This window comes from Haloterrigena turkmenica DSM 5511 (assembly GCF_000025325.1).
GTDB lineage: Archaea > Halobacteriota > Halobacteria > Halobacteriales > Natrialbaceae > Haloterrigena > Haloterrigena turkmenica.
This window is the reverse complement of record NC_013743.1, coordinates 2,989,864-3,005,527: the sequence shown is the minus strand read 5'-3', so window position 1 is coordinate 3,005,527 and position 15,664 is coordinate 2,989,864. Positions and strand designations below refer to the sequence as shown.

At 66.5% G+C, this 15,664-nt stretch carries 18 protein-coding genes; 6 read left to right on the top strand and 12 right to left on the bottom strand.

Features of this window, described 5'->3' with window-relative positions; genetic code table 11:
- Positions 1–43: 43 nt before the first annotated feature.
- The 3 genes from HTUR_RS14475 to HTUR_RS14465 form a co-directional block, all read right to left on the bottom strand.
- The gene (locus tag HTUR_RS14475; protein ID WP_012944066.1) at positions 44–1,324 is read right to left on the bottom strand and encodes an amidohydrolase; all 1,281 of its coding nucleotides are present in this window, start codon (positions 1,322–1,324) and stop codon (positions 44–46) included.
- Positions 1,325–1,506: 182 nt separating this feature from the next.
- The gene (locus HTUR_RS14470; protein WP_012944065.1) at positions 1,507–1,896 is read right to left on the bottom strand and encodes a Rid family detoxifying hydrolase; all 390 of its coding nucleotides are present in this window, start codon (positions 1,894–1,896) and stop codon (positions 1,507–1,509) included.
- Between the two features lie 20 nt (positions 1,897–1,916).
- Entirely contained in the window at positions 1,917–3,299 is a 1,383-nt protein-coding gene (locus tag HTUR_RS14465; protein ID WP_012944064.1) for an aspartate aminotransferase family protein, read from the bottom strand.
- A 377-nt stretch (positions 3,300–3,676) separates the two neighbouring features.
- Between HTUR_RS14465 and HTUR_RS14460 the strand changes: the two genes are divergently transcribed.
- Positions 3,677–4,513 carry a proline dehydrogenase family protein gene (locus HTUR_RS14460; protein ID WP_012944063.1) on the top strand — a complete coding sequence of 279 codons (837 nt, stop codon included), beginning with the start codon at positions 3,677–3,679 and terminating at the stop codon, positions 4,511–4,513.
- Positions 4,514–4,552: 39 nt separating this feature from the next.
- Complete coding sequence (locus HTUR_RS14455) at positions 4,553–5,269, top strand: DUF502 domain-containing protein (RefSeq protein WP_012944062.1); 717 nt, start codon at positions 4,553–4,555, stop codon at positions 5,267–5,269.
- A gap of 93 nt (positions 5,270–5,362) precedes the next feature.
- Here HTUR_RS14455 and HTUR_RS14450 read toward each other — a convergent pair whose 3' ends face one another.
- From HTUR_RS14450 to HTUR_RS14440, 4 genes are all read right to left on the bottom strand, one after another.
- Positions 5,363–6,556 (bottom strand): threonine synthase, encoded by a 1,194-nt coding sequence (locus tag HTUR_RS14450; RefSeq protein WP_012944061.1) that lies wholly within the window; start codon positions 6,554–6,556, stop codon positions 5,363–5,365.
- A 117-nt stretch (positions 6,557–6,673) separates the two neighbouring features.
- Complete coding sequence (locus tag HTUR_RS14445) at positions 6,674–7,372, bottom strand: DUF4013 domain-containing protein (RefSeq protein WP_012944060.1); 699 nt, start codon at positions 7,370–7,372, stop codon at positions 6,674–6,676.
- A 282-nt stretch (positions 7,373–7,654) separates the two neighbouring features.
- A complete protein-coding gene (locus tag HTUR_RS25570) occupies positions 7,655–7,831 on the bottom strand; it encodes a 50S ribosomal protein L37e (RefSeq protein ID WP_008894158.1) in 177 nt (58 codons plus the stop codon).
- The gene (locus HTUR_RS14440; RefSeq protein WP_008894159.1) at positions 7,828–8,052 is read right to left on the bottom strand and encodes an LSM domain-containing protein; all 225 of its coding nucleotides are present in this window, start codon (positions 8,050–8,052) and stop codon (positions 7,828–7,830) included. The genes HTUR_RS25570 and HTUR_RS14440 overlap by 4 nt, the downstream gene beginning before the upstream one ends.
- Positions 8,053–8,261: 209 nt before the next feature.
- On the opposite strand from HTUR_RS14440, the gene HTUR_RS14435 reads away from it, so the two are divergent.
- Both HTUR_RS14435 and HTUR_RS14430 read left to right on the top strand, forming a co-directional pair.
- Positions 8,262–8,567, top strand: a complete 306-nt coding sequence (locus HTUR_RS14435) for a hypothetical protein (RefSeq protein ID WP_012944059.1) — start codon at positions 8,262–8,264, stop codon at positions 8,565–8,567.
- A gap of 99 nt (positions 8,568–8,666) precedes the next feature.
- Complete coding sequence (locus HTUR_RS14430) at positions 8,667–9,629, top strand: zinc-dependent metalloprotease (RefSeq protein WP_012944058.1); 963 nt, start codon at positions 8,667–8,669, stop codon at positions 9,627–9,629.
- 140 nt (positions 9,630–9,769) lie between these two features.
- On the opposite strand, the gene HTUR_RS14425 is transcribed toward HTUR_RS14430, so the two are convergent.
- The 3 genes from HTUR_RS14425 to HTUR_RS14415 all read right to left on the bottom strand — a co-directional run bounded on the left by HTUR_RS14425 (position 9,770) and on the right by HTUR_RS14415 (position 11,284).
- A complete protein-coding gene (locus tag HTUR_RS14425) occupies positions 9,770–10,003 on the bottom strand; it encodes a hypothetical protein (RefSeq protein ID WP_012944057.1) in 234 nt (77 codons plus the stop codon).
- Complete coding sequence (locus HTUR_RS14420; RefSeq protein ID WP_012944056.1) at positions 10,000–10,437, bottom strand: nuclear transport factor 2 family protein; 438 nt, start codon at positions 10,435–10,437, stop codon at positions 10,000–10,002. The genes HTUR_RS14425 and HTUR_RS14420 overlap by 4 nt, the downstream gene beginning before the upstream one ends.
- A gap of 295 nt (positions 10,438–10,732) precedes the next feature.
- Positions 10,733–11,284 (bottom strand): hypothetical protein, encoded by a 552-nt coding sequence (locus HTUR_RS14415; RefSeq protein WP_012944055.1) that lies wholly within the window; start codon positions 11,282–11,284, stop codon positions 10,733–10,735.
- Between the two features lie 159 nt (positions 11,285–11,443).
- Here HTUR_RS14415 and HTUR_RS14410 point away from each other — a divergent pair, with 159 nt between their 5' ends.
- Positions 11,444–11,707 carry a hypothetical protein gene (locus HTUR_RS14410; RefSeq protein ID WP_012944054.1) on the top strand — a complete coding sequence of 88 codons (264 nt, stop codon included), beginning with the start codon at positions 11,444–11,446 and terminating at the stop codon, positions 11,705–11,707.
- A gap of 57 nt (positions 11,708–11,764) precedes the next feature.
- Here HTUR_RS14410 and HTUR_RS14405 read toward each other — a convergent pair whose 3' ends face one another.
- Positions 11,765–12,340, bottom strand: coding sequence for an SPW repeat domain-containing protein (locus tag HTUR_RS14405; protein WP_049941911.1), 576 nt, complete (start codon positions 12,338–12,340; stop codon positions 11,765–11,767).
- Positions 12,341–12,538: 198 nt separating this feature from the next.
- Here HTUR_RS14405 and HTUR_RS14400 point away from each other — a divergent pair, with 198 nt between their 5' ends.
- Positions 12,539–15,247 (top strand): AAA domain-containing protein, encoded by a 2,709-nt coding sequence (locus HTUR_RS14400; RefSeq protein ID WP_012944052.1) that lies wholly within the window; start codon positions 12,539–12,541, stop codon positions 15,245–15,247.
- A 16-nt stretch (positions 15,248–15,263) separates the two neighbouring features.
- On the opposite strand, the gene HTUR_RS14395 is transcribed toward HTUR_RS14400, so the two are convergent.
- On the bottom strand, positions 15,264–15,554 hold the full coding sequence (locus tag HTUR_RS14395) for a HalOD1 output domain-containing protein (RefSeq protein ID WP_012944051.1): 291 nt from the start codon (positions 15,552–15,554) through the stop codon (positions 15,264–15,266).
- Positions 15,555–15,664 lie beyond the last annotated feature (110 nt).

Below are 15,664 nucleotides of genomic sequence, written 5' to 3'. Positions count from 1 at the left end.
GAACGTGACGCTGAATTCACAGGATCGCGGCTCGAGGCGTCGTTCACACCGGCCGCTTCGAGAGTTCGATCGCGGTCTCGGCCAGCACTGAGACGCCGATTCCGAGGCTCGCCTCGTCGATGTCGAACGTCGGCGTGTGGTGGTTGGTCGGGTGATCCGTGCCGACGAGGACGTACGACGCGAGGCCGCCGCCGTCCTGGACGCGGTCCATGAGGTAGGTGACGTCCTCGCTGACGCCGAACTCCTCCGTCGGCACGATGCGCTCGACGCCGTCAACCTCGCGGGCGACGCCGCCGACGAGATCCCGCAGCGCGGGGTGGCTGTCCGCCCGCGGCGACTCGCTGATGACCCGCGGCGTCACGTCACAGTCGTGCATCTCCGCCGCCGCGTAGCAGACTCGCTCGAGTTCTGTCCGCATGTACTCCATCAGGCCGGTCGTCTCGCCGCGCACCTCGGCCTCGATCGTGACCTCCTCGGCGATGACGTTGCTCGCGGTGCCGCCCTCGATACGGCCGACGTTGACTCGGGTCATGCCGTCGCTGTGGCGGGGGATGCCGTACGCGTTCTGGATCGCGGTCGCGGCCGCCTGCATCGCGTTGCCGCCCTCGTTGGGTGCCTTCCCCGCGTGGGCGCTCGCGCCCTCGAAGGTCGCCGTCAGGTGGGCCATCGCCAGCGGCTTCTCGACGCCGGCGACGATCTCGCCGGTCGGATGACCGAGGCCGATGTGGACGGCGAGCAGGTAGTCGACGTCGTCGACGTAGCCGCCCTCGGCCATCGCCTTCCCCCCGCCAGAGATCTCCTCGGCGGGCTGGAAGAACACCTTCAGCGTTCCCGAGAACTCACTGTTCTGGACGGCTTCGATCGTCCCGAGAGCCATCGCGATGTGGGCGTCGTGCCCGCAGGCGTGCATGTAGCCGTCGTGCTCCGAGCGAAAGCCCTCCGCGACCGGTCGGTGGTCGTCGGCCGACGACTCCGCCATCGAGATCGCGTCGAGATCGACCCGCAGCCCCACGGTCGGTCCCTCCCCGCCGTCGACAACCGCGACGACGCCGGTGTGGCCCCCCGCGGTTCGCTCGAGGATGTCCTCGCGAACGCCCGCCTCGCGGGCCCGCTCGAGCCAGGGCTCGAGTTCGTCGTCGTCGGGGACGGCCATGCGGTCGTCGGTCGCCAGCGCCTCCCGCCCGACGGCGATCTCGTCGACGCCGAGTCGCTCGAGTTCGGAGACGACGCGAGCGGTCGTCTTGAACTCGCGCCACCCCGGTTCGGGGTGGCGGTGAAACTCTCGGCGGAGATCACGCAGTCTGGTTCGCACGTCGTAGGCCATTATTGCCGCATCTAGACGGCCGAACTACTTAATCGTGATCAATAATTGTATATATACTACTCGCAGACGGTGTACGCTCGCGCAGACAAACCGGATTCGACGGATGGTCTCGGACGTTCTCTCCGCGAGCGGTCTCGACGTCCGATCGCTGCCGGCAGCGACGAGCGACGGACGCGATCGCCTCAGCCGATGTACGCCGTCGCGTCCATCTCGACCCGGACGTCATCGGGGAGCCGCGAGACCTCCACGCAGACGCGGGCCGGCGGCTCGTCGCCGACCCGCGCGCCGTAGGCCTCGTTAACTCGCTCGTAGTCTTCGAGGTCGGTCAGGTAGACGGTCACCTTGACGACGTCCTCGAGGCCGTCACCGCCGGCCTCGTCGACTACGGCGGCGATGTTCTCGAGGACGCGGTCGGTCTGATCCTGGATGTCGCCTTCGACGGGCTCGCCCGTTTCGGGGTCGACGGGCCCGTAGCCGGAGACGTAGCAGGTGTCGCCGGCCAGCACGCCCTGGGAGTAGGGGTTGTCGTTGCTCGGTGCGCCGTCGGTCTCGATGGGGTCGGTGTCTGCCATGGCTCTGTTCGCTCGAGGTTTCAGGCGGTCTGTTTCGCTTTCGCGGTCGCGTGCTCGATCGCCTCCACGACGACGTCCAGCGCGGTCTCCGCGAGGTCGTGGGTGAGCACGAGCGGCGGGAGGAACCGCAGGATGTTGCCGTGGCGCCCGGCCGTCCAGACGAGGACGCCGTGCTCGAAGCAGTACTGCTGGATCGCGTCGACGAGGTCGCCGTCGGGCTTCCCGTCCGCGTCGACGAACTCGGCGCCGATGAACAGGCCCTTGCCGCGGATGTCGGCGAGCCGTTCGGTTCCGTCGGCGGCCTCCTGTAGTCGGCCCTGGATGTACTCGCCGAGGTCGCGGGCGTGGGTGAGCAGGTCGTGATCTTGGATGTACTCGATGGCGCGGGTACCGGCGCGCATTCCGACGACGTGGCCGCGGTAGGTACCGGCGTGGTCGCCCGAGCCCCACGTGTCGAGTTCCTCCTTGTACATCGTCGCCGAGAGGGGGAAGCCGACGCCGCCCAGCGCCTTCGCGGAGGTCATCACGTCGGGGGTGACGCCCTCCCAGTCGCTGGCCCACCACTGGCCCGTTCGACCGAGGCCGCTCTGGATCTCGTCGAAGACGAGCGTGATGTCGTTGTCGTCGGCGATGTCGCGCAGTCCCTGGAGGAAGCCCTCCGGCGGCGTGACGATGCCGCCCTCGCCCTGGATCGGTTCGACGATCATGCCGGCCGGATTGGCAAGCCCGCCGTAGGGGTCCTCGACGATCGCCTGGACCTCCTCTAAGGCGTGATCGACCGCCTCCTCGGGGGTCTTCCCCTGCCGGAAGGGGTAGGGGTACGGCGCGTGGACGACGTCCGAGAGCAGCGGCGTGTAGTGGCCCTTGAACTTCTTGTTCGACGTGACGCTCATCGCGCCGGTGGTCGCGCCGTGGTAGCCGCCGCGGAACGCGATGAGGCCGTCACCGCCGGTGTTGTATTTAGAGAGCTTGATCGACGCCTCGATGGCGTCACTGCCCGTCGGGCCGCCGAAGACCACTCGGTTGTTGCCCTGCAGGCCGTCGGGCGCGATCTCGTCGAGTTTCTCGATTAACTCGAGTCGGGCCTCCGTCGGGAAGTCGACCGTGTGGACGAACTTGTCGGCCTGCTCGTGGACGGCCTCGAGCACGTACGGGTTCGAGTGGCCGACGTTGAGCACGCCGATCCCCGCGAAGAGGTCGATGTAGGTGTTGCCGTCGGCGTCCCGAACCGTCGCGCCCTTCCCCTCCTCGAAGGCGATCGGGATGTCGTTCGGGTACGCGACCGCGCTGCTGTCGATCTCGCGCTGTTTCTCGAGCAGCTCTCGGGTGTTCGGCCCCGGGACGGAGTCGACGTTCGGTGCGTCATCGAAGTGGAGTTCGTCGATCGGCGGTCCTGCCGTCATACGTCACCACAGGTGAAACAGATATTAATAACTTGTCCACAGTATCCATACTTCCCATACACAGATACCGATAACAAATAGGGGCGCGCGGATCGGTGCGGTCTCCACGCGTCGCTCCTGCGAAGGTGCCGATACGACGATCGAAACCCGACGAGCCGTCGGATTTCACTCGTGCACCAACGGTTGCAAGTCGTTACTCAATATCGACCCGGTGGTTCGGGGAACCAACTCGAGCGAGTCGATCCGTCTCTCCGTCACCGACGATCCCGACAGCGAGACCGCGCGTCCGTCGACGCGGGCTTCGATCCCATCGGGGCCGACAGATCGTCCTGAGAGACGTACAAAATCCCTTATGACTAGCGGTTCAATGTCCGGCCATGATTCCGCCGATCGCGAACCGTTTCGTCGCCGGAGAGTCGCCGGCGCGGGCCCTCGAGCACGTTCGGCGACTGAACGACCGCAACATCGCGGGGATCGTCAACCTGCTCGGCGAACACTACACGGCGCGTCCGCCCGTCCGCTCGGACGCGGCGGAGTACCGCGCGCTGGTTCGGGATATCGCGAACTCGCATCTCGAGGCCTGCATCTCGGTCAAGCCGTCGCAACTGGGGCTGGATCTGGGCGAGGACGTGTTCCGAGAGACGCTCGCGGACGTCGTCGAGGTGGCCGCCGACCACGGCGTCTTCGTCTGGATCGATATGGAAGACCACACGACGACCGACGCGACGCTCGAGGCGTACGAGGATCTCGCTCGAGCACACGCGGGTGGCGTCGGCGTCTGCGTCCAAGCGAACCTCAAACGAACCCGCGAGGACGTCGAACGGCTCGCGGACGTGCCGGGCAAGGTCCGGTTCGTCAAGGGCGCCTACGACGAACCGGCCGATATCGCCTACCGCGACACCGACCGGATCGACCGAGAGTACGAGGCGCTGCTCGAGTACGCCTTCGAACACTACGGCGGCGGCATCGCGGTCGGTAGCCACGACCCCGAGATGATCGAGCACGCGATCGACTGTCACGAGACCCACGGCACGGACTTCGAGCTCCAGATGTTGATGGGCGTCCGCGAGGACGCCCAGGACGACCTCGCCGCGGAGTATCCCGTCTACCAGTACGTCCCCTACGGCGACCGGTGGAAATCGTACTTCTATCGGCGGATGACCGAACGGACGGCGAACGTTCGCTTCGCGCTCCGTGCGGTCCTCGATCGCTAAAGGGAAGGGCTCATTAGCCACTAGTGAGAGGTGCTCCACATGGCTTCGTGGAAGCGGGATTTCGCGAGCGGGCTGATCGTCCTCGGCCCGATCCTGGTCACTCTCTACGTCATCTACTGGCTCTACGGCCTCGTCGCCGGGCTGACGCCAGGGCTCATTCTCCAGCCCGAGGCGCTCGAGCCGTTTATCCCGGGTACCGGGGAGCAAGCCCAGCAGACCCGCGAGCAACTCGCGCAGTTCCTCCGGGTCGTCGTCGCGCTGACCGTCTTCACGATCCTTACCTTCTCCATCGGCTATCTCATGCGGACGACCGTCGGCGGGCTCGTCGAACGGGTCGTCGACAACGTCGCGAACCGCGTTCCCGTGATGCGGGTCGTCTACAACGCCTCGAAAATGGCCGCCGAGACCGCCTTCGGCGAACAGGACTCGCTGCAGAAACCGGTCAAAATCGAGACCTGGAACGGACTTCGGATGACCGCGTTCAAGACGGGAAAGGTGACCGACGACGGCCGCGAGGTGCTCTTCTTGCCGACGTCGCCGAACATCACGACGGGATTCGTCGTCGAGGTCGAATCAGACCGGATCACGGAACTCGACGAGGACGTCGAGGACGCCCTGACGCGGGTGCTCAGCGCCGGGTTCGGCGATGCGAGCCGCAACCGCGGGATGGACGCCGGTGTCTCGATCGACGTCGTCGACGAGACGAACGCCGGCTCGCTCGAGGACGCCGGCACCGAGCGGGCCGACGACGACTGATGCCGACGTGGCCGTTTCGACGATCAGACGCGCATCAACGCGAGGTCGGACGGCGGTCAGTACGGCCTCGGCACAGTGCGGTTCGATCGGCGACTAAACGCCCTGACTCATCAGGTGGCTGCGCAGTACGTCGCCCTCCTTGTTGCCGGCGGTCGTGTTGACGATGACGACCGTCTCGTCGCCGTCGAACTCGCCGCGCTCGGCTAACTCCCACGCGCCGCTGGCCGCCGCGGCCGGGCTCGGCGCCAGTTCGAGACCCTCGTGAGTTGCGACGCGAACGCCGGACTCGAGGATGTCCCGGTCCTCGGTCGCGACCGCCCCGCCGTCGGTCTCGCGGACGGCCTCGAGGACTCGCGACCCCGCCGGCGGATCGGCGATTTCGATCTCGCCGCAGATCGTGTCGGGACGGTCGACCGGCTCGTGTTCGTCGCGGTCGTTCTCGACGGCGTCGACGATCGGCGCACAGCCCGCGGCCTGGGCGGCGTACAGCGGTGGAAGCTCGTCGATGAGTCCGAGTTCGCGAAGTTCCGTCGCTCCCTTGTACGCCCCCACCAGCCCGACGCCGATGCCGGTCGGGTAACAGATCGCGTCGGGGACCTCCCACTCGAGGGACTCGAGGATCTCGAAGAGGGTCGTCTTCGCCCCCTCGTGGCGGTAGGGCGTCTCGAAGGGCTGCAGCGAGTACCAGTCGTCGTGCTCGCCCATCCCCTCCTCGTAGGCGCCGACGGCGTCGTCGAACCGGCCGCCGACGACGTTCATGTCGCCGCCGTGGACGTTGATCATCGCCTTGTTCGTGAAACTCGAGCGCGAGGGGACGTAGACGTGCGACTCGAGGTCGGCCCGGCCGGCGTAGGCCGCGGCCGCCTGTCCGCCGTTGCCCGTCGACGCGAGCGCGACGTCGGTCGTCCCGTGTTGGGAAGCGGCCGTCGCGGCGACCGATGCCCCGCGGTCGGTCGTCGACCCCGTCGGATTTCGACTATCGTCCTTGATCACCACGCGTTCGACGCCGAGTTCGTCGGCCAGGTCGGGGCAGTCGACCAACGGCGTCGCCCCCTCGTTGGTTGTCACCGCCGACTCGCGGGGGAACGGGAGCAGTTCCTCGTAGCGCCACTGCGAGTCGAACGGTCGGTCCGCGAGGGTCTCGCGGTCGAGGTCGATCGCGTCGTACTCGTAGCTCGGATCGAGAAAGCCGTCGCAGTCGGGACAGCGGTGCGAGACCGCCTCGGCGTCGTAGGTAGCCCCGCAGTCGACACACTCGAGTCCGGCGAAGGCGTCGGTCGTCTCCATATGCGAGTGTTCGCGGGATCGGACTAATGGCTGTTCATCGGTAGACGACTGTCGTTCGCCGCGGCTGACCGTCGTTTGACGGGGCACTGTGTTCGACGGCGAAAAAACGAGTTGGGCTCAGATCGCCGGGCGTTCGGCTGACGGCTGCTCTCGAGTCTCCTCGAGCGAGACGGGGTGGAGCCGCTCCCAGGTCCGCCCGATGACGTAGTAGGCGCTCACGAGCGCGTAGAACGACACGACTGCTCCGAGGACGGCCCCGAGAATCGGGATCTCGGTGAGCAGCCCAGAGAGCAGCGCGCCCGCGAAGACGATCCCGACGGCCTGCAGCCAGCCGACCGCGTACGTCCCGGTCGCGAGGCTCGGCCGCAGCGCGCCGAACTCGAAGCCGGCGCCGAGTCGGCCCTCCGTCGCGAAGCGGGCCAGCGCGGCGGGGACGGTGTAGGCGACCGCGAGCATGGCCGCGAGCGTCAGCAGGCTCGCGATGCCGAACGCCACGGTCCCGATCGCTCCCGGGTCGCCGCCGACCGCCAGCCAGACGCCCCCGAACAGGAGCCCACCGACGACGAACGGAAGCAGGCCGTACGCCAGGAGGATCGCGACGGCTTTCGCGCCGTCGACCGTTAGTGCCCGCCAGTCGTCGAACCGTGGCGCCTCGTCGTCGCCGCGACTCGTTCGCTCGAGCACTCGGACGACGTAGCCCCAGACGAGAACGGCGGGGAGCACCAGGACGCTCGCCAGTACGAGCAGCCCGCCGATGATCGTCGTCTTCCAGACGTCGTCGCTGTTCTTCAAGTAGGTTACCGCGGTAGTGATCATGACTCAGCCTCGACCGACTGCCGTTTCCAGCGTGGTCGTCATAGTATACGCTTGATAACTATATAAACGTGCGTTAGGCACGAAATTCGATAGATCTGAGGTGTATGGTGTCGGAACCAGATTATTAGAGATGTATATTAGTCAGGAAAACAACAGTGTTGCGAGCAACTCGCTCACGTCTCGAGTCCGACTCGTACCGTGTCGATCGATGTCACTCCGTGTCGACGGCTCGAGTCGCACCGCTAGGGAACGGACGGTTGGAAGGAGGAAAGAGAAGATCCGTCAGTTGTCGCCGGTCTTCGACTGCCACTCGTAGTCGCGGCGTTTGGCGGACTTGCCGAAGCCACACGACGAGCACTCCTTCTTTCTGGTGTGGTAGGACTTCTCTCCGCAGCGACGACATTTGGTGTGGGTCGTCTTGTTCTTCTTTCCTTGGCTTGGGGTTCCTGCGCCAGTCATGGAGTGATCGAAACGACGTTGTCGCCGCGTATAATCGTTGTGTCTTCGACCGGCGCCTCTTCGTCGACACCGGCTTCGGGGATCGTCACGTCCTCGAGCACGAGGTTCATGTGCTGGTCGTAGCCGGCCAGATCGCCGACGTACTCGCCGCCACTCTTGAGTCGTACCGTGACGCGTTCGCCGAGCGACGCCTCGAGGACGTCCAGCGGTCGTCCACTCATACGAAAGACCGCAGGTGACGGACACTTAATCGTACCGGTCCTGTGTCCGCATTCTCGCCGTCGACGGAGATGCGGTCGCCATTGTCCGTCGCGAAACGCCACCTATCGGGACCGATTCGGAACGACTCGAGTTCAAGAGACCACTGACTCGAATCCGCTGTGCGACATCCGGCAAACACTATAAGTGGCTACTCGACGAAACACTCACTATGGGAGACACGAAGTTCACCCTCGTCGAGTTGCATCTGGACGGCGACACCCAGTTCGGACCCGGATCGATCGGCAGCGCGCTGCCGTTCGGCTCCAGCGAGAGCGAGTCCGAGGAGACGCCGGAGTACGAGACCGAAACCGACATCGACGACTCCGAAGCGGAGGAGTCCGGCGGCAGCAAGGCTATCGGCGCCGTCATCGCGCTCGTCGCGCTCGTGGCCATCGCTGCGGCCGCCAAGAAGTTCAGCGGGGACGACGAGGACGACCTCGAGGCCGAAGAGGAGCCGGACGTCATCGTCAACTGAGTCGACCGATCGCTGACACCGTGACGTGTCGGGCGACCGACCCACTGTCGGACGCCGTCCGACAGAACGCTTTTGCGCTTCCTGCCCGTACTCCTCGGTGTGAATCTCTATCGTAGCGCCCGGGCCGTTGCCGGGGCGTCCGGTGACGATATGATCGACTGGCAGTCTGCGGCAGACGCCGCAAAGGCGGTAACCGAGCCCGGCTCCCTCGAGCTCGAGCCGGGCGAGCGGGAGGCGTTCGCCCGCGACGTGCGGGAGGCCCGCGAGGCCATCCGCACGGTATCTGGCGTCGACTTCGACGTTCCCGATTCCATCGAGATTCAGAACCGTCACCACTGGATGGACGCGAACATCGCGACCTTCGAGCGCGTGATGGGCACCCTCGAGGAGCAGGTGCCGGCCGGCGCCTTCCCCGGCGTCGCCCGAACGATCAATACGGGGACGATGACCGTCCTGCTGGCCTTCCTCGGACGGAACGTCCTCGGACAGTACGATCCCCTGCTGCTGGCGAACGACCCCGAGGAGACTCACGCGCTGTACTTCGTCCGGCCGAACATCTTGGGTGCCGCCGAGAAACTCGAGGTCGACGCCAACCGGTTCCGCCGCTGGATCGCCTTCCACGAGGTGACCCACGCCGCGGAGTTCGGCGCCGCGCCGTGGCTCTCCGACCACTTAGAGGAGCGCATGGAGGAGGGCATCGCAAAGCTCTCGGACGGCTCGCTGGACCGCGCGTCGTTCCAGGAACTCGACGCCGCGATGACCGTCGTCGAGGGGTACGCCGAACTGCTGATGGACCACGCCTTCGACGACGAGTACGCGGACCTCCGCCGGAAACTCGACGCTCGCCGGCAGGGTCGAGGACCGCTCCAGAAGCTGTTCCGTCGCCTGCTCGGCCTCGGACTCAAGGAACGGCAGTACGAGCGCGGGAAGCACTTCTTCGAGACGGTCGTCGAGAACCGCGACCTCGAGACCGCGGCGCTCGTCTGGGAAGGGCCCGAGAACCTCCCGACGCAGGACGAACTCGACGCGCCGACGATGTGGCTCCAGCGCGTCGACCGCTGAGCACCGTCAGGCCGGGCCAGCGTCGATTGGTAATCGCTGACCGATCGATATTCCGTTCTCCGATCCGACGCGGAGACGCCGGTTTCCATCCCTTCGAGTCGTTCTTTCTCGAGGCACCCGTTCCTCCTCGAGGCTCCCGACTAGCCGAGGATCCAGAGCAGATACCAGAGTAACGCGCCGCCGGCGACGGCGCCGCCGACCGTCAGTAGCCCAACGGTGAGCGGCGACGCGCCGCCGCCGAGCGCCATCGTTCCGCCGGAGAGGCCGACGAGCAGGACGAACACGGCCTTGAGCCGGGCCGACGGCTCCGTCACCGAACTCGGGTCGGCGGATCGCCGCCTCGGGTCGCGGTCGGGGCCCCGGCCGCGGCTCATAGCTCGTCGGCCGTACTGACGTGCATCGTGGCGAATCGCCACGGAGGCTTCGCTTCGGTCCCGTCGTCGCCCCGTTCGTCCCGGTCGCTGCGCTCGTCCCGAACGAGCGTCCCGCTCCAGCGCGTCTCGAACCGCCGGTTCGCGCCGGTCTCGGTGTCCGTCCACGTCATTGTCACCTCGTCGGCGAACGTCGCGAATGCGTCGCGCTCCGAGACGACGAGGTGGTCGCTCTCGACGGTCCAGTCCGCGGTCGTCGCGGTCTGTTCCCGCAGCGCCTCGCGGACCGACTCGAAGCCGAACAGGGCCTCGCTGATCCCGAATTTGACGGTCGACTCGTCCTCGAGGAAGTACGGCTCGAGGGGCTCGCCGCTCCGGAGTGCGTCGTAGTAGTCACGGACGGCGGCCTCGGCTCCGTCAGCGTCTCCGTCGCTCATACCTGAGGTCTCGGAAGCCGCTCCCATAGAGCCTCCGGACGCAGTCGCAGGCGCGTTTGGGGATCGAGTTAGGAACTGCTCGTCAAGCGACGAGAGCGCTGCGTGAGCGTTCGCGAACGAAGTGAGCGATTACCCGCCGGAGCGGGGCAACGCCCCGCGGAGGCGGCCTTTTTCATCGAAGTCCGCGAGAGCGGCGCTCTCGCGGGCCCATCAGGAATCGAAGATTTCTGAGGACGTTTTTGCGCCGAGTGGTGAGTGAGTGCAGCGAACGAACCCGAGGCGGAAAAAGTTCGGTCTACATAAAGCCCCGATCGACCTCGTCGGTCTCGATCAGGTCCTCGAGTTCCGCGTTCAGCAGGTCGTCGGCCTCCTCGAACCGCTCCGAGAGGTCCTCGAGCTCGTCGGGGCGGTCGTACTGGTCGTACTCCATCGGCCCGAACGCGGGGCTTTCGAGGGCCTCCATGACGTCGTCGAACAGGTCCTGCGGTCGCGTCGGCGCGTCGGCGTGGGTCTCGAGGACGGTCTCGAGGCGCTTCGAGACCGTCTCGGCTTGGTCCTCATCCTCGGGGGGCGACTGGACGGCGAACCGACCGCCGGTGTCCTCTTCGGGGAGGAAGGCGCCGATCTCGTCGTCGAGGTTGCGGGCGACTCGCGTTCCGACGCCCTTGACCTCGAACGGGTTCTTCGCGTAGGTCTTCAGGAAGAAGACCCCCGCACCGGGATGCGCGAGGTACATGTCTTCGCCGACGCCGGCGGCGCGATCGCCGGCGACCGCGCGCCAGTCCTCCGGGTCGACGTCTCGCTCCGTGACGTCCTCGAGTATGTCCTGCCACTCGCGAATCCGCATACGCGTTCGTTGTGCCGCGGACAGAATGAACGTATCGGTCGCGCCGAAAGCCACCACTGTCGTCGATCCGTCGTCGCTTTCGACCCGTCCCGGCGATCGGTACGAACCAAAAGGGATACGACGCCTCCCCCGGCAGGAAGCGTAACCGACGCTTTCCCCATGTCCGTCCGCCAATCACTCTCGATCGTCGAACTGTTTCTCGCCGCGCCGGCGAAGAGTTCCCTGCTCTCGCTCGCCCCGCTCGCGCTGGCTCTCGGCCAGCTCGGGAACAGCTACGTGAACGGCATCTCCCCCGCCGTCTCGATCGGCTTCGCCGCCGTCATGATCGGCTTCGCCGTCGTCGCGACGCGCCACCACGCCGCCGAACACCGGCTCCAGCGACTCGAGGCCGACCTCGAGTCCGAGTTCCGATCGACGCGGTAATCGGCAGTTAGCGTTGAACCCTTTCTCGTACTCCTGTTGCTATCGGACCGTCGGGACTCAGGCCCGCGCGGAGTCCGTCGCGACCGACCGCGCTTCGCGAGCGTCGTAGGCGTTGTAGCCGGCCAGGGCCGCGATGAGCAGCCCGGAGGCGAGCGTGCTCCAGAACGGACTCTCAGATAGTCCCAGCCCGGCCGACATTCCCAGCAGCGCGGGCGCGACGATCAACCAGATGCCGAGCAGCGCGACCAGTCCCGAGACGCCGACGCTGAGCGGGATGTCGTTGGCGAGCCGGTAGTAGTTGTAGACCCCCGCGGCGAAGACGACGCCGCCGACGAGGACGTTGTTCCAGAACGCGGCCGACGAGACGTCGTAGAGGACCACGACCGACAGGGCGACCCACGCGCCGATAACGGCGACGATCACGCTGATGACCGAGATCTTCCGTCGGCGCTCCTCGCTTGCGATCCGGGTCGTCTCGTCGCGGCGGTCTCGCCCGGGATCGTCCCGGTCTCCGACCCCGGTCCCGGAGTCGACGTCGTCGGACGGTGATCGCATCCCCTCGTCGCGGTCGGCTCCCCCCTCGACGCCGTCCGGGCGGTCTCGATCGCGGTCGTCGTCGTTCGAGTTGCTCATGTCGGTCATCGATTCGATCGGGCCGGCAAAAACGGCGACGACCGTTCCAGCGTCTGAACATGCTACTCGTCGGTAATCGGTCGTTACACTGGCGAACGACGGTAATCGGGCATGTATTGGTCAGCGCACAGATAGCTTCCCGGCGGAACTCGGTCGCGACCGATAGCGTTTTTGACGGCTCGGCCGTGACGGATAGCCGTGCACGTACGCGGAACCGTCACGGGCGAGGTCGAGACGAAGTCGGTCAGCGGGAGCGAACTCGCCGAGGTACCGTTGCGCCTCGCGGACGACGAGACGCTGGCTCGAGACGGCGGCGCGGCGACGGCAGCCCTCGACGGCGAACACGAGACGACGCGGGTGACGCTGTGGGGGAAGTGGACCGAGTCGGCCGAGTACCTCGAGTCGGGGATGGAACTGCTCGTCACGGACGCCGAAGAGACGGAGTTTCGGGGCGAGACGCAGTATAAGACGACCGGCGACTCCTACGTCGTCGTCGAGCCCTCCTTCCTCGTGAACGTGACGTCGCTGCGCAACTGGGTCGAGTGCCCCCGGCTGTACTATCTGAACAAGCTCTCGGGGGTGCCGCTGAATTACCCCGTCGTGAAGGGGACGCTCGTCCACGAGGTCTTCGGCGACCTGTTGCGGGGCCGCGACCTCGAGGAATCCATCGAGGCCCGCGTCGAGGAGCGGGGTCTCCAGCTCGGATTGCTCGGCGAGACCCCCGACGCCGTGGCGGAGGACGTCCGCGAGAACGCGAAGGCGATCGAGGGCTGGCTCGAGCAGGGACGGCTCACAGAAGAGGATAGTTGGCGTTCGGAGCAACTGCTCATCAGCGAGACCTTCGGGATTCGGGGCCGCGCCGACGCGATCCGCCGGGGCGCGCCGGTCGAACTCAAGACGGGTAAGAACCTGAAGAAGGAACCCCGGTTCAAGGACAAGGTGCAGGCCGCGTGTTACGCGCTCTTGCTCGAGGAACACGGGGGAGACGTCGACACCGGCACGCTGCTCTACACCAAGAACTCCACGCTGGAGCGCAACGAGGAGACCGGCGACCTCACGCCGGCCAAGGAGTTCTCGATGGGGAAGGGACTGCTGAAGTTCGTCGTCCGCCTGCGCAACGAACTCGCGGCGATGGAGATCAAGGGCGACGTCCCGACCGGCTACGAGGGGTCGGCCAAGTGCGAGTACTGCTTCGAGCAGGACACCTGCATGGTCGTCTCGGGGCGGCTCGACCAGGAGTCGAAAGCGGGTCAGATCGGCACGGCGCTCCCCGAGGAGGAACGCGACTACTTCGATCGCTTCTATCGCGCCATCGAGGAGGAACGCCGCGAGGTCCACCGCGAGTACGCCAAGCTCTGGGAGCAGAGCGCCCAAGAACGGGCCGACGACGACCGCGCGCTGATCGACCTCGAGTTCCTCGAGCGACGGAAACTCACCGAGGGACGCTGGGAACTGCGCGCCCGGCGAACCAGCGGCGCGAACTCGAAGCTCCGGGAGGGGGATCTGGTGCTGGCCAGCGACGGCGACCCGGTGCGTGGTGATTCGGAACTCGCCCGCATCGAACGACTGGACGACGAGATCGTCCTCACGGCCGACGAGCCCGTCGAGGTCACCCGGCTCGACGTCTACCCCTCCGAGCTGACGACCGACCGGCTGCTCGTCGCCATGCACGACTTCCTCCTGAAGGGGAGCGATCGGCGCAAGGACGTCCTCTTCGACCGGGCAGAACCCGAGTTCGAAGCCATCGACGAGACCTTCATCGGCAACAACGACGCGCAGGACGAGGCCGTCCGGCTGGCCGTCGGCGCCGAGGACTTCGCCCTGATCCACGGCCCGCCGGGAACCGGCAAGACCTACACCATCGCCCGGGCCATCCGCGCGATGGTCGAACGCGGCGAGCGCGTCCTGCTCTCGGCCTTTACGAATCGCGCCGTCGACAACGCCCTCCAGGCCCTCCTCGAGCAACTCGACGACGTAGTCGACGACGAGCGAGTCGTCCGCGTCGGCTCCGAAAGCGGCGTCCGCGAGGACATGGAGCCGTACCGCCTCGAGCGCGCTGGCGACCCCGAGGACCGCGTGGCCGAACTCGAGAACGCGCAGGTCGTGGCCGCGACGACGGCGACCTGCGGCTCTCGAATCATGAAAGAGCAGTCGTTCGACGCGGCGCTGGTCGACGAGGCCGCCCAGTTGACCGAGCCCGGCACGCACGCGGCGACGAACCTGGCCGAGCGGTTCGTCCTCGTCGGCGACCACGAGCAGCTACCGCCCGTCGTGCGCGCGGAGAACGACCTCACCGAGTCGCTGTTCGAGCGGCTCGTCGACCTCCACCCCGACGCCGGCGTCATGCTCGACCGCCAGTACCGGATGAACCAGCGCATTCAGGCCTTCGCTTCGAACGAGTTCTACGACGGCCAACTGCGGCCCGCCGAGCCAGAGGTCGCCGCTCGGACGCTGGACGACCTCGAGGGCGTCGCCCGCGAGGCCCTCCCCGCCGACCTCCGAGATCCAGTCGCGTTCGTCGACGTCGAGGGCGACGGCGGGCAGTACACCGACAGCCAGGAGGCCGCGCGAATCGCCGACCTGATCGAGACCTACGAGGCCGCGGGGCTCGAGCGCAGCGACATCGGCGTCATCGCGCCCTTCCGCGCGCAGGTCTCGGAGATCTCGAAACACGTCCCCGACGAGGTCGCCGTCGACACCGTCGACCGCTTCCAGGGCTCGAGTCAGGAGGTTATTATCGTCTCCTTCACTGCGACCGGGACGCTCGAGGGGCCGATATTCGAGGACTACCGGCGAATCAACGTCGCGCTCACGCGGCCCAAGCGCGCGCTGGTGCTGGTCGGCGATTCGAACGCGCTGGCGACGGACCCCGTCTACGAGCGGATGCTCGAGTGGGCGACCCGCTGACGGCGCGGTGTTACAGTCACGCGGCGGCTCTCACGACGATCTCTCCCGTTTCGGAGACGTAGATTTCATAGTCGTCGACGGTGAACCGGATCTCCGCTCCGCCGATCCCCTCGTGTTCGACCAGTAGATCGAGCGCTTCGGGATTCACGTAGTCGTACAGCGTGAACTCGAGGGCGGTCGGATCGACGTTCTCGATCGCGGCGATCGTGCGGACGATCGCGATGCTGATCGGCGTCCCGTCGTCAGGCGCGTATTCGATCACGGTCGAGCCGTCTCCGTCGGTTGGGGGCCAGCGATCGGTGGCCATCTACGAACCGTTCGTGGCACGCGTCCGTGATGCTATCATGCGGATGGTCAGGGTGTTCAAGTCCCCTTGAGAAACGATCCGCCGTCGGCGCTCGAATTTGCGATGCGAGG

What these genes read in the sequence shown, in the direction of transcription:
- HTUR_RS14475 (WP_012944066.1), bottom strand. Translation starts at nt 1,324, where the DNA reads ATGGCCTACGACGTGCGAACCAGACTGCGTGATCTCCGCCGAGAGTTT.
- HTUR_RS14470 (WP_012944065.1), bottom strand. Translation starts at nt 1,896, where the DNA reads ATGGCAGACACCGACCCCATCGAGACCGACGGCGCACCGAGCAACGAC.
- HTUR_RS14465 (WP_012944064.1), bottom strand. Translation starts at nt 3,299, where the DNA reads ATGACGGCAGGACCGCCGATCGACGAACTCCACTTCGATGACGCACCG.
- HTUR_RS14460 (WP_012944063.1), top strand. Translation starts at nt 3,677, where the DNA reads ATGATTCCGCCGATCGCGAACCGTTTCGTCGCCGGAGAGTCGCCGGCG.
- HTUR_RS14455 (WP_012944062.1), top strand. Translation starts at nt 4,553, where the DNA reads ATGGCTTCGTGGAAGCGGGATTTCGCGAGCGGGCTGATCGTCCTCGGC.
- HTUR_RS14450 (WP_012944061.1), bottom strand. Translation starts at nt 6,556, where the DNA reads ATGGAGACGACCGACGCCTTCGCCGGACTCGAGTGTGTCGACTGCGGG.
- HTUR_RS14445 (WP_012944060.1), bottom strand. Translation starts at nt 7,372, where the DNA reads ATGATCACTACCGCGGTAACCTACTTGAAGAACAGCGACGACGTCTGG.
- HTUR_RS25570 (WP_008894158.1), bottom strand. Translation starts at nt 7,831, where the DNA reads ATGACTGGCGCAGGAACCCCAAGCCAAGGAAAGAAGAACAAGACGACC.
- HTUR_RS14440 (WP_008894159.1), bottom strand. Translation starts at nt 8,052, where the DNA reads ATGAGTGGACGACCGCTGGACGTCCTCGAGGCGTCGCTCGGCGAACGC.
- HTUR_RS14435 (WP_012944059.1), top strand. Translation starts at nt 8,262, where the DNA reads ATGGGAGACACGAAGTTCACCCTCGTCGAGTTGCATCTGGACGGCGAC.
- HTUR_RS14425 (WP_012944057.1), bottom strand. Translation starts at nt 10,003, where the DNA reads ATGAGCCGCGGCCGGGGCCCCGACCGCGACCCGAGGCGGCGATCCGCC.
- HTUR_RS14420 (WP_012944056.1), bottom strand. Translation starts at nt 10,437, where the DNA reads ATGAGCGACGGAGACGCTGACGGAGCCGAGGCCGCCGTCCGTGACTAC.
- HTUR_RS14415 (WP_012944055.1), bottom strand. Translation starts at nt 11,284, where the DNA reads ATGCGGATTCGCGAGTGGCAGGACATACTCGAGGACGTCACGGAGCGA.
- HTUR_RS14410 (WP_012944054.1), top strand. Translation starts at nt 11,444, where the DNA reads ATGTCCGTCCGCCAATCACTCTCGATCGTCGAACTGTTTCTCGCCGCG.
- HTUR_RS14405 (WP_049941911.1), bottom strand. Translation starts at nt 12,340, where the DNA reads ATGAGCAACTCGAACGACGACGACCGCGATCGAGACCGCCCGGACGGC.
- HTUR_RS14395 (WP_012944051.1), bottom strand. Translation starts at nt 15,554, where the DNA reads ATGGCCACCGATCGCTGGCCCCCAACCGACGGAGACGGCTCGACCGTG.